Raw genomic sequence first — 13,642 nt, 5'->3', positions numbered from 1 at the left:
GGGTTACAGGACGGACAGATGCCCGTGCTCGGCGAGAGCCTGCCGGAACCGGTTCAGCTGATCGCCGGGATAGGGCGAGGCATAGTCGCGGTAGATCCGGGCCCACTCGCTCGCGTGATCGGACAGCTCAAAGCGCTGCCCCTTGAACACCGGCACCACGCCGCAATGACAGCCGTCGTGGGACCGGAACTTGGCGGTGTCCTGCTTGTACACAGCGCCCCGGCTGGCGAGGAGCTTGCAGAACGCGCAGGCCCCCAAAGCAGCGGACCGGGCCCAGGCCGTGGCCTGCCGGTCTTGGCGTACCGCCTCCTGGACGGTGCCGCGGCCCTGGTCGGTCACGAGTTTCTGCGCGACCGCCTCGGCCTTCTTTTCGGCCTGCTCGAGCCGGACATCCATCGGCTGCTGCTGCGCCTCCGTTGTCGCGGGATCCTCCGGATCGCGCGGCCACAGGTCTTTCGTGGCCCAGCGCAGGCTGTTGTCAACCTGCTCATCCGACGGCGGCCCGACCAGAGGCACCGTGAACCGCCCGGTCACCCGGGCCGCCACACGCTCGGCTTCGTAGTAGTCCGCAGACAGGCTGGCCGAGGCCGCTCCGTACTGCTCGACCAGCGCCCGAACCGCTTCGATCCACTCCGGCACGGACGCCTCGAGACGCGACGGAATGATCAGCCGCCGCAGGCCACGCATGTCGCGCACCAGAAGACGGGTCAGGCCGCGCTGAGCCCGCCTCTGGGCGTCGGCCGCGCGGCCACCGTCAGAGCTCGTCGCCATCGTTGACCTCTGGCGGGGCCGGCTCCTCGGCCGCGGCCAGGCCAGTCAACTGCCGGACCAGGTCAGCCCCGCGGGCCCGTCGGCGTTCGGCCGCAACCCGCTGCCGCTGGTCCTCGGTCAGGCCGGCCATCTCCAGCACGACGTCCCCGTCAGCGGGCAAGATCCCCGCCTGGACCATCTTGACCGCGGCGTCAGTCTGGGCCGCGATCGTCGGCGTCGCCGGGTTCCGCCACACCGTCTCAATGCGGCGGCTCTTCTCCGGCGGCTCACCATCGCGCACCCACAACGCCAGGCGCATCGCCTCACGGTGGGTCGCGCTGAACCGCCGGATCCGACGTTCGGCCTTCTTGACCAGCATGCCCTCGCTAGAGCGGATGGCATCCGCGCTTGCCGGGTTGTCGCTGGTGTAGCCAAGCATGTGCGGCGGCAGGCCGAGCTGGGTGGCCATGATCCTGGCGTACAGATCGATGATCTTCGTCTGGCCGGACGGGTCGTGTGCCGTGAACGCGCCGACCGTCGGAACGTTGCCGTCCTCGTCCCGCTCCAACGCCAAGACGCGACCGATGTAGGTGTCCCAGGCGCTCTTGGCGTTGCCCTCCGCGTCCTGGAAGGCAGACTCGGAAGCGCCGAGGATGTACCGCTGCGGCGCCCCGAAGAACTCGGACGCCACCTCGATGCCCATCAGGCGCCGGCACGCCGCATCCGTGATCGACATGACCTCGGGTGTGATCTCAGAGCGGCCGACACGGTCAGCGGTTCGCTGCCGGTTCGCCATCCGCAGCACCGGCACGACGCCCAGCTCGTGCTCGTCGCGGTCGAGGACCTCCCAGCCGCCGTTGGTCTCCACCGCGTAGACCGTCTGCATGGGCAAGTACAGCGTCACCAGGCGCTGCTCGGGGGAGAGTCCGAAGTCCTGCCCGCTGGACTGGCATTCCCGCAGTGCTGACGTTGAGAGACGAAGTCGGGCGTCCCAGGCCAGGGTCATGTCCAGCGGCGACTCGAACGTCACCAGCGGTGGCGTATCCTCCCCCTCGCCGCTACCTACCGCCATGTACTCGCGGCCGTAGGTAAGCGCGTCCAGGTGCCCCAGAGACGCCTCATCGAACCAGTCGTTCGCCTCGGCGATCTCCAGCAAGTCTGAAGAGTCGGCGCCGTCCGCCCAGCGGAACGCCTCCAGGTCGAGACGCTGCTCCAGCGCCTCCACCCCAATCCGCGGCCAGCCGATGACCGTGTGCAGGGTCTTCAGCTGCGGCGGAATCGAGATCCCCAGGTCCCGGACCAGCTGCTCGCCGTTGAAATAGGCGTCGAACAGCTCCAGCTTGAACCGTTGCGACAGGAGATCCGAGCGGAGCATCGTCAGAATGCCCAGCTCGTCCTCCGACAGCGACAGCAGGGGAAGAGTGGGAGTCGTCACCGCAGCACCACCACCCTCCCCTTGCCGCGGGCCGTAGACCGCTTCGTCCAGGCCGTCGAATTCATGACCATCCGGCGCAGCATCCGCGCGCCGATCGCGCACACCGCGAGGTCGACCTTTCGGGCCGACTCCCGATGCTCCTTACCGATCGTGTAGCCCCACCGATTGGTACGGCGGCGGGCATTGGCCACGTGCTGGCGCAGCACCTTGTGGCCGTCGTGGGTCAGCTGCCGTTCCAAGACGTCCCGGTAGAAGCGGTCCACGGCCTCGGTGAACACCTGCTGCCGGCGCGGATCGCGCATGTCCCACATGACCGCGTGCTGGCCGTGGCCGGAGGCGACCGCCTTCAGCTTCAGCCGCTTCCCGTACCGCTGAGCCCAGGCGTCGATGAAGCCATCCCAGTAGCGTTCGCCGTCCGCCTCGTCGAAACCAGAGCCCGGGTCGGCGAAGAACGCGAGCGGCTTGTATGTGGCAAAGGCCAGGTCCACGACGCCGTCGACCTCCTCGCGCGGCACCCGCCAGGGAACCCCGTCGGGCCAGTTTGGCCGTCGCTGCCACACGCCGAGCGTCTGGAGGTACCCGTCCGAGAGGCGGCAGGCCACCAGGCCCGTCGCGTCGTCGCTCTTGGATCCGTCGAAGAAGATGACGATCTCGTCGCCGGCCTGCAGCTCGATGCCCTCGTGCGGGCATGCGTTCCATTCGTAGGGCGCCAGGTAGGCGTCCTCCGAGGCCGTGATCTGGTTGAACCAGAACCGCCTGCTGCGGCTGGGCGGGTTGCGGACGTCGAGGATCGACGCCTTCAGCCGCTCGATGTCCAGCCAGGTCGAATCGCCGCGGACCGCGCGGAGGGTCGGTTCGATCCACTCCTCGGTCAGCTTCGCCTCGGCAGGCGCCTCGAGGCTGTCGTAGAACAGCCCGACGTCGGCAGCCCGGCCCGCCTCCGCCGACTCGAAAGCCTCCCGAGTCCGCTCGGCGACCGAGTCCTCACCGGGCTCGTATGCGTTGGTGTTCGCCAAGGTTCGGGATTGGCCGTCGGCGCTCTTGGTCGCGTTGCGCTCGATGACCGCGGCCATTTCGTGGCCTTGGTTCGACTCCAGCCAGTGGTGCGTCTCTCCCAGGGAGACGAAGGTCGGCCGGCCGCCTTCCAGCGCCCGCGGCGAGCTGGTGACAGCCTCAATGCGAGCCCGACCTTTGTCGGCGTAGATGATCTCCTTGCCGAGGTCGATCCGGTACTCCTCAATCGCGCGCTTCGTCAGGATCGACGGGAAGAGCGTCATGGTGTTCCGGGTCTGGTCCTGGCTGACCGCGGCGATCTGCACCCAGGCCGCCGGGTGCGGCTGCCCCAGCGGTTGCCCAGGGGGCACGCCCCATTCGTTGCCCTCGTCCGCGACCTGGCCGAAGCGGCACGGGCCAACGAACTCGAAGGCAGCATAGGTCGCCACCAGCGGGTCCTTGCCGTGCCCCTTCATGCGCTGGACAACGCCGTCCCGCCACAGGAACCGGTTTGTCGCCGGGTCCATCGCGTACCACCACAGGGTCAGCCGGGCCTGCTCCGCGGTATACCGCCACGGGGCGCCGACGTAGTGCTGCAGGTAGGTCGCTGTCCAGGCCAGAGCCTGCCAGCCCAGCGTGTACTCGGGGAGGACGAACTTGCCATCTTCGCCGCGCCGCCAGGACGGGCCGATCGTGAACGGGGTGACGACCTCGGGGACCTCGCCGTCAGCCACCGATCGAGGAGCGGTAGTCGGCGATAGCCGTCACGGAAGCCGGGACCACCTTCACGGTCGGCTTCCGCTCCAGCTCGATCCGGGCGCGCCGGCGGTCGCCCTCGGTGGTGAGCAGACTGGACATCACGCTGTTGAGGGCGGCGACGAACTGGCCGTTCGGAGCCCGGCCATCCGACAAGCCGCGGGACATGAGCTCCGCGGCGTACCGGGCCATCGCCCAGTCGGACGGCTGATAGAAGGCGGCCTGCCCGGACTCGCGGAGCGACAGGTACCAGTCCTTTGCGATCGGATGCCACAGCTCATCCGGCTCTGGCAGGTCGGGCAGCTCTGCCGGCGGGGCCGAGGGGGCCTTGACCAGGCCGACATCGTCGTTCTTGTTGCGGCGCCGGCGCGCTTCGGAGCGCTCCGGGATGGGTCCACGAGTGCCCATGGCGACCTCCAGGGTCTAGTGCGCGCCTCCAGGGCGAGCAAGGGGCGGTGAGCGGCGCCGCGCGGGCGCCTAGGAAACCCGTACAGAAAGTCGTGATCTATACGGCCCCGATCCGGGAGAAGCCGGGGAGGGGGAGGGGAGGCCAGGGTGGTCGTCGATCACCGGAGAGGGCAGCGCTTGCGTGAGGCCAGTCGCCGTCGCTCTTGATCGAATTGCACCGGTAGTGAGCCAGCTGCACGTTGGCTGGCTCGTGAGTCCCGCCTCGCGAGAGCGGAACGATGTGGTCGAGCGTCGGCGCTTGAGGGTGTGGAACGACCTCATGCCGCATCACCGGCTCTCGGCATAGCTGGCATGTCCAGTGGTCCCGCTCGTACACCTGTGCGCGATTGACTGGTGCAACGAAGGCGTTGCGCTCCAGGGCTCGACGCTTGTCCTTGTCTGCACGCTTGCCGCAACGTGGCGAGCAGTGTCGGTCCCGCGGGTTGTCCGTTATGAATGGCGTCGCACACATGGGACAGCTAACGCTGAACCATCGCCGACGTAGTGGCTTGAGTACGCGCATCCGAGCCAGGCGAGGCTGTGCAATAGCAGGCTTCCAGGCGAGCTCCACCTGAGCGTGCCTTGCGTGGCTGGCCTCATACCAGCATTGGTGTGAGCAGTACTTCGCCTCAGCCTTGGTGACCACAGCGGCCTTGCCACAGCGCTGGCAGGTGATGTCGTGTTGCTTTGCCCTGGGCTTGTCGTACTGGCGGCTGTGATACGCGCCGTGCTGTTCCTTGTAGCGCCGCTGAAACTGGCGCTGCATTTCGTTGGCGTGGCGCCTCTTGCAATCAGGCGCCCCGCATTGAACTCGACGAGAGTTCTGCAGCTTCGCGCCGCAGTACGGACACGGATTCGTCATCTCTGTCTCCAGGTATGCGGAAGGCCCGACGCCTGGAGACGTCGGGCCTTCCTGCCTGCGGTAGCTGGCCGCAGGTGACTTGGGGTGGGGTTGTTCAGCGGTGGCGAGGGGCGGGGTTCAAACGGCCGGCTCGCCCTCGGGTTCGTCGATGCGGGTGATGGTCGCGCCCGCGTGTGCTGACACTGCGAGGCACGCGCCTTGCGGGTCGGAGAGAACTGCCCATGCGCCGTGAATGGTGAGGGTGAGGTCTGGGTCCTCGACGAGGATGTCCTCGCCCTGCTTGCCCTTGGGGTGGGTGATCAGGTAGCGGGGCACGGGTTCACCTCAGGCCGGGGTGCTGTTCAGGCGGGCGGGTTCGTCCGGGCCGGGGGTTTTCGCGCTGGGCGGCGTTGCCTTCAGCACTGGACTTCTGGTCATGGCAGGGTCCACAAACGCCTTGCAGGCCGGCCTCACTGTGGTCATCGGCCTTGGCCTCGATGTGGTCGCAGAACCGCGAGGGCCTGACGTCACAGATCTTGCAAATCGGATCCCGCGCCAGGATCTGGGCCCGGATCTTTGTCCAGCCGGATGGCAGCCGGGCCTTGCGATCCGATCCCTTCCAGCCGCCGCTCATGCTGCGAGCGCCCTCTTGATGCCCTCGTCGAGGGTGACGGTGGGCGTGTAGAAGTCGAGCATCCTCGACGGGTCGCACACGCGGTGGTGAACGCCCTGCGGCGCGGTGGCGATGTGGTCGAACTCGGGCTGGTAGCCAGCCGCGGTGGTCACCAGGCTGGCCAGCTCGTCAAAGCTGGTCGCCTTGCCGGTGCCCAGATTGACCGGGCCTGCGACGTCCTGCTCGACGGCCGCAAGGGTGGCCCCGACAAGGTCGTCGATGTGGATCCAGTCCCGCGTCGAGCTGCCGTCGCCCCAGATTTCGAAGGGGTCCTGGCGCTCGCGGGCACGGCGGATGAAGGCGGGGAAGGGGTAGGTCTCGTCCTGGTCTTCGCCGTAGCCGGAGAACGGACGGAGCACGGTCATGCGGGTGCCGTCCGCTTCGGCGTACTGGCAGAGCTGTTCGCCGGTCAGCTTGGCCAGCCCGTAGGTGGCGTCGGGCCGGCCGGGCTGGGTGTAGTCGATGTCGGTCTCGACAAGCCGCCGAATCTTGCCGGGCTGTTGTAGCGCGACGGGGTAGGCGGCCGAGCTGGAGAAGTACACGGCCCGCCGGGTCTTGGTACGGGCCAGCCATCGCATGTACCAGGCGTCAAGAGCCAGGTTCGTGGCGACGCCGAGCGGGCTGCCGTCGATGCTGGCTCGGCCTCCGACGATGGCCGCGCAGTGGATGGCGAGGTCGAAGCGGACGTCACTGGTGCGGAAGTGGTCGAGGGCATCGCGCTTGAGTACGGCGTGGTTGGGTCGGAGGTCGATGGCGGAGACCTGGTAGTCGCGCTCCCACAGGGCCTGATGGAGGTGGCGGCCGACGAAGCCTGCGGCCCCGGTGAGGAGGACGCGCATCAGCCGGCCTTCACCGCACGGAAGACGGGCCAGGGCAGGCCGGTCGAGTCGAGGCGCTTGAGGCCGAGCTGCCTGCACAGGTCGTCCTGCTGGTCGCGGCTCCAGGTAGTGACGCTGATCCAGTCGCTGCCTTCGACGGGCTCGTCGGAGAAGGGCCAGTCCAGGATGAGGAGACCGTTGACGCGGACCGCGGCCCGGAGACCTTCGATGATCTGGGCAGCCGAGTCGTAGCTGTGGTGGATGAGCACGGCCAGACTGATCACGGCGTCGGTCTTGCGGCCCAGCTGATAGGCCAGGTCCGTGCCGTCGGTGAGAACGGTCGGCATGTCCGGGGCCGCCTCGGTGAGCCGGTCGAGCATGGCCTGGGAGCCGTCAGCAGCGGTGACCTCGTAGCCGAGCGCGGCGAGGGGGATGGCGACACGGCCGTCTCCGCAGCCGAAGTCGACGACCCTGCAGTTCGCCGGGAGGATCGTGGACAGCAGGGCGGCCTGGTTCTCGCCGGAGGCCCGATAGGCCACTTCGCTGATGCCGCGGGTGGGGTGGATCGCAGCGGGATCGGCCTGGTCCCATGCGTCGATGACGCTGTCGATGCTCATGCCGCCTCCTCGATGAGGGCCCGCAGTTTCTCCAGGTCGGCTTGGAGGCCGCCGTTGTCGCGGTAGTCGTAGTAGGTGGTGGCGTCCGCGGTGGAGACCGCGCTGCTGTTGCACTCGATGTAGCCGGCGTCGATGTCGGCTTTGCCGTTGGCCGGGTGCATGTGTTCGAGGATGACGTCGCCCAGGTAGGTGATACGACCTGTGCCGCGGCCCCAGTCCATCCAGACGAGGTCGAGGCAGAGGTGGATGAGGGCGGGCGGCGCCATGTAGCCGAGCGTGGTGACGATGTCGGACGTCATCGCGACGGCGGTGGCCATGATCTCGCCTTGGAGCAGGTCGTTGCCGTAGACGATGCCGGGGCCGGCTGACATGCAGATCCGGAAGCGGTCGTCCCAGCCGGGCGTCCGCGGCCGGTGGTCGTCGCCCATGAACGCGAGGAACCGGTAGCGGGGGGCCTCCTCGACGGCGGCGGCGTTGAGGGTGCCGCACATCCGCAGGCGAGGCCCGGTCCGCCAGCGGATGTGCGGGTCGTTGAGGTTCTCCATGTGCTCGCGGTAGCCGGGCAGCATGGGGTCGTCGTCATCGACGGCGAACAGCAGGTCGGCTGTGGCGCCGGTCCGCCGCCAGCAGTCGAGAATGGCGGGGACGCTGTCGGGCCGGCCACGTGTGGGCACGATCATGAGGAGGTCGTCCACGGGCACCTCCTGTGATCTGTTTTGCGAGGTGTCAGCTGATCCCGTACCACTGGGAACCCCAGCCGGTGTTGATGGTGCTCGTCCCTTGGCCGGACAGGGTAAGGCTGGTCGGCAGCGACGTCTGGCCGGTGAGGATGGTGCTGTAGCGGAGGAGCGGCGCGGTGAGGCCGGCATTGACCGAGATACCCGCGCCCGTCGCCTTGAAGGTGAGGCTGTTGGTCGTCCAGGTCCCGCCCAGCAACATCGCGATGAAGTAGAAGCCCGGCGCGGCGACGAACGGCGCGACCAGTGGCAGCGCCTTAGCCGTGGCTCCGGTCATCAGACTTGCGCTGATGTCCGCAGTGACGCCCTTCCGGTTCCCGGCCGAGTCGTAGATGCCGAGATAGCAGTTCGAAAGGGACGCGCCCGCGTCGATGCCGGACAGGCCCAGCCAGATGTTCGAGATGGTGACTTGCTCGCGGATCGGCACCCGCACCAGCGTGATCCGCCCGGCCACGCCGCCCGAGGACTGCGCGGTCACGTGTCCGGCATCGTTGGGGTCACCCGTCCACGTGATCAGCCCCTGTTCGGACGGTCGGGGATCCCAGGAGCCCGCAGCGGACCCGTTCACTGAGCCGATGTTCGTCAGCATCATCCGCCACGGATAGGTGGCGTTCGCGTAGACCTTGCCGGAACTGGTTCCGCTGTGGACCAGCGCGATTGTGACGTTGCCGGAGCCGTCAATATGGCCAGCGCCCACGGTGAACTTCTCGTTGGCGACCTTGGAGAAGCTGGTGCTGGGGTACAGCCAGGGGGCGCCCTCGGCAAGCGGACTGCTCGTCCCCGAGCTGCCGTAGACGGAGATGGCACCGGCGCTCGTCAGCAGGGCGATGTCCATGAAGTGCCCGCCGACGTACATCATCGCCATATCCACGCGGATGCGGTCGCCGACAGCTGCTGGGATCGAGCACTGGAGCGGCGTACCCACGGACGTGGTCGCGATGATCCACGGAGTGGAGGCCGTCAGGTCGACTACCGCACCGTCGGTGATGCGGGCCTCAGCCTCGCGAATGACCGTGCCGGACGCTCCGACCGCACCCGCGGCGCCCGTGGCGCCTGTTGCCCCGGTTGCTCCTGCCGGCCCCACGTCTCCCTGTGGGCCAGTGGCTCCAGGCGCACCCGCGGCGCCGGTAGCGCCCGTAGGCCCAGCCGGGCCGGGGGCGCCCTGCGGTCCAGCTGGCCCTGTGGCTCCGGTAGCCCCGGTGGCGCCTGTTGCTCCATCGTCGCCGTCTGCACCCGCGGGTCCTGCCGGGCCCGTAGCACCAGTAGCGCCCGCGGGTCCGGGGTCGCCCTGAGGTCCGGCCGGGCCGGTAGCGCCAGTTGCGCCGGCGGGGCCTTGAGGCCCTGTCGGGCCTGCGGGCCCTTCCGGGCCTGCGGGGCCTATAGCGCCTCCGCCTGTGCCGCCGCCGGGGGCGGGTACAGGGGTGAGGTCGGAGTACTGGACGGTGCCGGTGCCGGTGATGTTGGCGTAGAACTGGACGCGGGTGCCGCCGGTGGGCTGCAGGTCGAGGAACCAGCGCCAGCCCGCGGGCTCAATGCCTGCAGCGTCGCAGGGCAGCAGGACGACGGAGAACGTGCCGTCACTGGCGAAGGTGGCGCTGCCGCCGCCGGGGTAGACGGCGTTGCGGCCGGCGTCGACGAGGTAGGCGGACGGCTTGCAGACGATCTTGCCGCGGTAGGCGGTGCCCGCGACAGCCGACGGGATCGTGCCGACCAGCGTGACAGTGGGGGTGCCAACGGGGAACGGCACGACGGCACCTCCTCGTCAGTCAGGCGGCTTTGGGGCTCCGCTGCGGCAGTGGTGGTGGATCGCCGAGGGTGACCTCGCCCGTCCAGTCGTCGACGGTCTTCTGCGGCAGCTCGAAGACGTTGTAGCGGACCCTGCCTCTCCCACTGCCGTACCGCTGAATGCGGCCTTCGTGGGCCCAGCGGCGGATGGTGACGCCGGGGCGGCCTGTCCAGCAGGCGGCGGCCTCTTCGTCGACGAGGGCGATTCCGGCGGCCATGCCCACCTCCGGGTACGACAAAGGCCCGCCGAAGGGGCGGGCCTCAGAGTCACACGTGTCCAGTGAGACCGACGATACGTTCGCCCAGGTCGGACGTCAACCTGTGCTGACAAACGGTTGGTTCGGGCCAAATGGCGAGGCCTCTATCCAGTGGACCTTGCCCACCATCGCTTCCGCGGAGCCCTTTCCCCGGCAGAATGCCGGGCATGGGGGTCTCTTTCGGTATCGCGGCTGATACGGCGCAGGAGTGCGCGGACGGCCTGGCCCTGCTGCAGCAGGCAGTTGAGGTGACGGTGACGTTGCGGCCGGCGCAGGTCGGCGGCTCCCGGTGGGTGGCGCGCGCGATCCCCACACCGAAGGCCCCCGCGGACAGCGAGGGCCTGACGGTGGAGCGGTAGGTCAGCCGAGCATCCGCAGCACGGGCGCCGGCCCGGACTGTGCGTCGTTCCACTGGCCGACCGAGAGCGCGTCAGGGAACTGGCGGCGGATCCTGGCGAGCAGCTGCGTCTCGGCCTCATCCTCGAGCCGGCCGTTCCCGCCGGCTGCGGCTCGGATGGCGCCGATCGCGCAGTAGCTGGTGGCCGCGGAGCCGACGTACTTGCGGATCCAGCCGTGTGCCTGGATCAGGCGGGCCGCCTCAGCGAACACCTCGTCGACCGTGGCCGGCCGAGGGGCGGGGGTGGTAGCTGACTGCGGGTCGACGAGGATCTCGGAGATCTCGATGTGCGCCGTCCGGATTGCGATCTCGATGCCGGCGGGTCCGAGGCGCTCGTCCATAGTGAGGCTGGCCAGGGCCAGCTTCTGCTCGAAGGTGAGGGGGCGAGCCGCCGCCCGGGTGGGGGCGGCGGGGGCGAAGGTCTGCATCTCTACCACCAGCCCCGGCGGCCGGCGTTCTTGTCGGCCTTGGCGCGGTCCTCGGCGAGGTCGGCCTGCTCCTGCATGAGCTTGATGTCGTCGCGGTGGAGGGCGCCGCGGAACTCCTGGCCGCGCCGGATTCCGTAGTGGCCTTCGTCGCGGCAGTCGGGCTCGGGGCTGGCGAGGTCGCGGAGTCCGGGCGGCGGGCTGGTGCTGACGCCGCCTCCGGAAGAGACGGCGCTCTCGATGGTGACGGTGCCCTTCTTGCTGTAGGCGGTGCCGTGCTGGTCGGCGTGGGCGAACATCCAGCCGAACATCCGCGACTTGTGCGTGCAGACGAGCGTCGAGTAGGTGCGGCTCTCGAACTGGGCCGTGATCTGGGTGGAGTGCTCGTTGATGTAGTAGACGCGCATGCCGGGCCTGGCGTCTCGCTCGAGCTCTCGGGCGCCCTTGCGGCCGACGTAGGTCTTGCCCATGACGTTCTCCTTCGAGGTGGGTTTGCGGTGGTTTGTAGGCCGGACGCGGCCCTAGTTTGCGGTGGTTTGTCCCACGGATGGGCGGCGGACACCAGGCGGACAGGTCGGATGATGTCCGGGGTCTGCCCGCCCTCTGTCCGGGGTGCATACCGGGATGAACTGGGTGATGTCCGGGGGGTGTCCGGGGGGTCAGGCGACCTTCAGGACTGCCTCGAAGCAGGCCCGGTCGTAGCCACGGACGCGCTTGCCGTCGATCGTGACCTTCTCGGGGCGGACCACTCCGGCAGTGCCGAACGCAGCGACGAGTTCGTCGGCCGGCCTGCCGACCCGGGCGGCCAACTCGTCCAGCTGGGCGGCGTCCCGGCCGAGCTGGGTCATGACGTCCAGGCAGCCGGTGATCAGGGCCCTCGCCTGGGCGGCCTTCTTGGCGCGCTCGTCCCGGGTGGCGGCGTCTCCGGTGAGGGTGCCGGCCGCAATGCGCAGCTGGCGGCCCCGCTCGCAGATCTTGGCGAAGTCGGGCAGGTCGATGACGTCGCCGCGGAGGGTGCGGTAGCCGTCCTCGGCTCCCTCATCAAGGACGAGGACGCCCTTCGAGCTCTCAAGGAGAGCATGCGGTGAGGCGCCGGCGGCGACAGCCATCTCGCCAAGGACCATCTCGGAGCTCTCGCGAGTCTTGGTGCGGAAGCAGGCGCGCTTGACGCATACATCGCGGAGTTCGGTGGGAACGCCACCGGAGTCGGGGCGCTGGGTGATGTAGACGCCCATGCCGAGTACGAAGCGGGAGACGCGGTTGAAGCGGGCGAAGAGGTCGACAAGGAGGGGCTTGGCAGAGACGAGGCGCGGCTTGTCGGAGTCGTCGTCAGGTACGGGCATCTTGGTGAGTGCGGCCCCGCCAAGGAGTTCCTGAAGCTCTTCGACGATGAGGAGCACCGGACCCATTCCGTTACCGGCGAGTTCCGGAGTGATCTTTCCTTCGGGTACGTGGTGGGGCTCCTCCTCGAAGAGGCGGTCGAGCTCGTCGCCGCGGGCTTGCATGTCGTCGATGACCGTGGTCATCGTGCTGAAGACCTCGCGGATGGCGTCAGGGTCGGATCCGGCGATGAAGCGGTGGGCGATCTTCTTCAGCGGTGCCCAGTCCGGGCCCTTCTTTCCGGTGATGACGATGATGCGGACGGTGGGGTCCAGAGCTGCTGTGGCCGCGATGAGGCGGGCGAGGTAGGACTTGCCGTAGTCCTGCAGCCCGCCGATGAGGATGGATGACCAGATGAGGCGGAGGGTCTGCCGAGCCTGCCGGGCGTCCATGCCGAGCGGGATGCCGTCGCGCCAGAAGTCCCAGCGTTCCGCGCTGATCAGCTCGCTGTAGACCTTCGGGCCGGCGAGCGGGTTGGCTTCGTTGCCAACCCAGAGGGCAACCTGGCCTTCGTGGGCCCCCTCGGAGGTGTCAGGCTTGAAGTCGATCTGCTGGTGCTTGATCCGGAGTGCGCTGGCCAGGTTGCCGCCCTTGGGGGTGGCCTCGATGGCCTTCATGCCTTCCGGGAGTTCGATGGTGGCGGCCCAGCCCGGCCCGTCGGGGCGGATCTGCCCGACGACTCGCGTCTCGGTACGCTGCGCTTCCGTGATGATCTTCGCCTTGATGAGGGCGGTGATCAGGTCGTACTCACCGCGGACCTCCCAGCGAGCGGCCTGGTCCGACCCGTCAAGCTGTCCTTGCGACCCGGCGGCCAGCGCCTGCGGCTCCTGCTCTGAGGCGCCTTTGCGGATGCCGTACAGGTAGGCGAAGCCGCCGAGGACGAGGTCAGCCCAAAGGTTGCCGGTGGCAGTGGCGATGGTGGCGCCGGCTACGGCAGGTGCGGCACCGAGAGCGGTGAGGCCGGTCCAGATCAGGCGGTGTCGGCGGTAGTCGGACCGGTGGTCCTTCACCAGCTTCTTGAAGTCGGGCTGCTCGCTGGCGTCAGCCGTCTGGATGGCGGCCCGCGCCGTCTCGATCATGATGGGCCAGTCGTCCCGGTACCGGTCCATCCACTGGGCGGCGGCACGCTGGTAGCCGCGGACCGCCCACGGCAGGTAGCCGTGGTGCTCGGCAACGTGGTCCGTCGCGGCCTGCAGCCAGCCCGGCGCCGAGGCCTTCTCGACGGCCGTGGTCTTCTCGATGACGACACCCTCAAGCGGGGCCGGCGGCTGCTCGGTGACGAGGGTCAGGTGCGGGTGCTCAGCGGCGATGCTCATTCGGTCTCACCCTCT

15 protein-coding genes are annotated in these 13,642 nt (G+C 68.7%); 1 reads left to right on the top strand and 14 read right to left on the bottom strand.

The features are described from left to right. Window positions 1-3: 3 nt before the first annotated feature. From OG472_RS15855 to OG472_RS15805, 11 genes are all read right to left on the bottom strand, one after another. Window positions 4-771 (bottom strand): hypothetical protein, encoded by a 768-nt coding sequence (locus OG472_RS15855; protein WP_405941618.1) that lies wholly within the window; start codon window positions 769-771, stop codon window positions 4-6. Next, entirely contained in the window at window positions 755-2,185 is a 1,431-nt protein-coding gene (locus OG472_RS15850; protein WP_405941617.1) for a phage portal protein, read from the bottom strand. Before OG472_RS15850 ends, OG472_RS15855 begins: the two co-directional genes overlap by 17 nt. After that, entirely contained in the window at window positions 2,182-3,912 is a 1,731-nt protein-coding gene (locus tag OG472_RS15845; protein ID WP_405941616.1) for a terminase, read from the bottom strand. Before OG472_RS15845 ends, OG472_RS15850 begins: the two co-directional genes overlap by 4 nt. Then, the gene (locus OG472_RS15840; protein ID WP_405941615.1) at window positions 3,905-4,342 is read right to left on the bottom strand and encodes a hypothetical protein; all 438 of its coding nucleotides are present in this window, start codon (window positions 4,340-4,342) and stop codon (window positions 3,905-3,907) included. Before OG472_RS15840 ends, OG472_RS15845 begins: the two co-directional genes overlap by 8 nt. A gap of 97 nt (window positions 4,343-4,439) precedes the next feature. Then, on the bottom strand, window positions 4,440-4,853 hold the full coding sequence (locus OG472_RS15835) for an HNH endonuclease (protein WP_405943184.1): 414 nt from the start codon (window positions 4,851-4,853) through the stop codon (window positions 4,440-4,442). Between the two features lie 507 nt (window positions 4,854-5,360). After that, window positions 5,361-5,558 carry a hypothetical protein gene (locus OG472_RS15830; RefSeq protein WP_405941614.1) on the bottom strand — a complete coding sequence of 66 codons (198 nt, stop codon included), beginning with the start codon at window positions 5,556-5,558 and terminating at the stop codon, window positions 5,361-5,363. A 294-nt stretch (window positions 5,559-5,852) separates the two neighbouring features. Further along, window positions 5,853-6,734 carry an NAD-dependent epimerase/dehydratase family protein gene (locus OG472_RS15825; protein WP_405941613.1) on the bottom strand — a complete coding sequence of 294 codons (882 nt, stop codon included), beginning with the start codon at window positions 6,732-6,734 and terminating at the stop codon, window positions 5,853-5,855. Then, window positions 6,734-7,330 (bottom strand): class I SAM-dependent methyltransferase, encoded by a 597-nt coding sequence (locus OG472_RS15820; protein ID WP_405941612.1) that lies wholly within the window; start codon window positions 7,328-7,330, stop codon window positions 6,734-6,736. The genes OG472_RS15825 and OG472_RS15820 overlap by 1 nt, the downstream gene beginning before the upstream one ends. Then, window positions 7,327-8,025 carry a glycosyltransferase family 2 protein gene (locus OG472_RS15815; protein WP_405941611.1) on the bottom strand — a complete coding sequence of 233 codons (699 nt, stop codon included), beginning with the start codon at window positions 8,023-8,025 and terminating at the stop codon, window positions 7,327-7,329. The genes OG472_RS15820 and OG472_RS15815 overlap by 4 nt, the downstream gene beginning before the upstream one ends. A gap of 31 nt (window positions 8,026-8,056) precedes the next feature. Further along, complete coding sequence (locus OG472_RS15810) at window positions 8,057-9,151, bottom strand: hypothetical protein (RefSeq protein ID WP_405941610.1); 1,095 nt, start codon at window positions 9,149-9,151, stop codon at window positions 8,057-8,059. 682 nt (window positions 9,152-9,833) lie between these two features. Continuing rightward, window positions 9,834-10,070, bottom strand: a complete 237-nt coding sequence (locus tag OG472_RS15805) for a DNA-binding protein (protein WP_405941609.1) — start codon at window positions 10,068-10,070, stop codon at window positions 9,834-9,836. A gap of 206 nt (window positions 10,071-10,276) precedes the next feature. Between OG472_RS15805 and OG472_RS15800 the strand changes: the two genes are divergently transcribed. Then, a complete protein-coding gene (locus OG472_RS15800) occupies window positions 10,277-10,468 on the top strand; it encodes a hypothetical protein (protein ID WP_405941608.1) in 192 nt (63 codons plus the stop codon). 1 nt (window position 10,469) lies between these two features. Here OG472_RS15800 and OG472_RS15795 read toward each other — a convergent pair whose 3' ends face one another. The 3 genes from OG472_RS15795 to OG472_RS15785 form a co-directional block, all read right to left on the bottom strand. Further along, window positions 10,470-10,934 carry a hypothetical protein gene (locus OG472_RS15795; RefSeq protein WP_405941607.1) on the bottom strand — a complete coding sequence of 155 codons (465 nt, stop codon included), beginning with the start codon at window positions 10,932-10,934 and terminating at the stop codon, window positions 10,470-10,472. A gap of 2 nt (window positions 10,935-10,936) precedes the next feature. Then, the gene (locus OG472_RS15790; protein ID WP_405941606.1) at window positions 10,937-11,401 is read right to left on the bottom strand and encodes a hypothetical protein; all 465 of its coding nucleotides are present in this window, start codon (window positions 11,399-11,401) and stop codon (window positions 10,937-10,939) included. Window positions 11,402-11,590: 189 nt separating this feature from the next. Next, window positions 11,591-13,627, bottom strand: coding sequence for a hypothetical protein (locus OG472_RS15785; protein WP_405941605.1), 2,037 nt, complete (start codon window positions 13,625-13,627; stop codon window positions 11,591-11,593). Window positions 13,628-13,642: the final 15 nt, after the last annotated feature.

This window comes from Streptomyces sp. NBC_00207 (genome assembly GCF_045160965.1).
GTDB lineage: Bacteria > Actinomycetota > Actinomycetes > Streptomycetales > Streptomycetaceae > Streptomyces.
The sequence above is the reverse complement of the archived record's forward strand: the minus strand, read 5'-3'. Positions and strand labels throughout refer to the sequence as shown.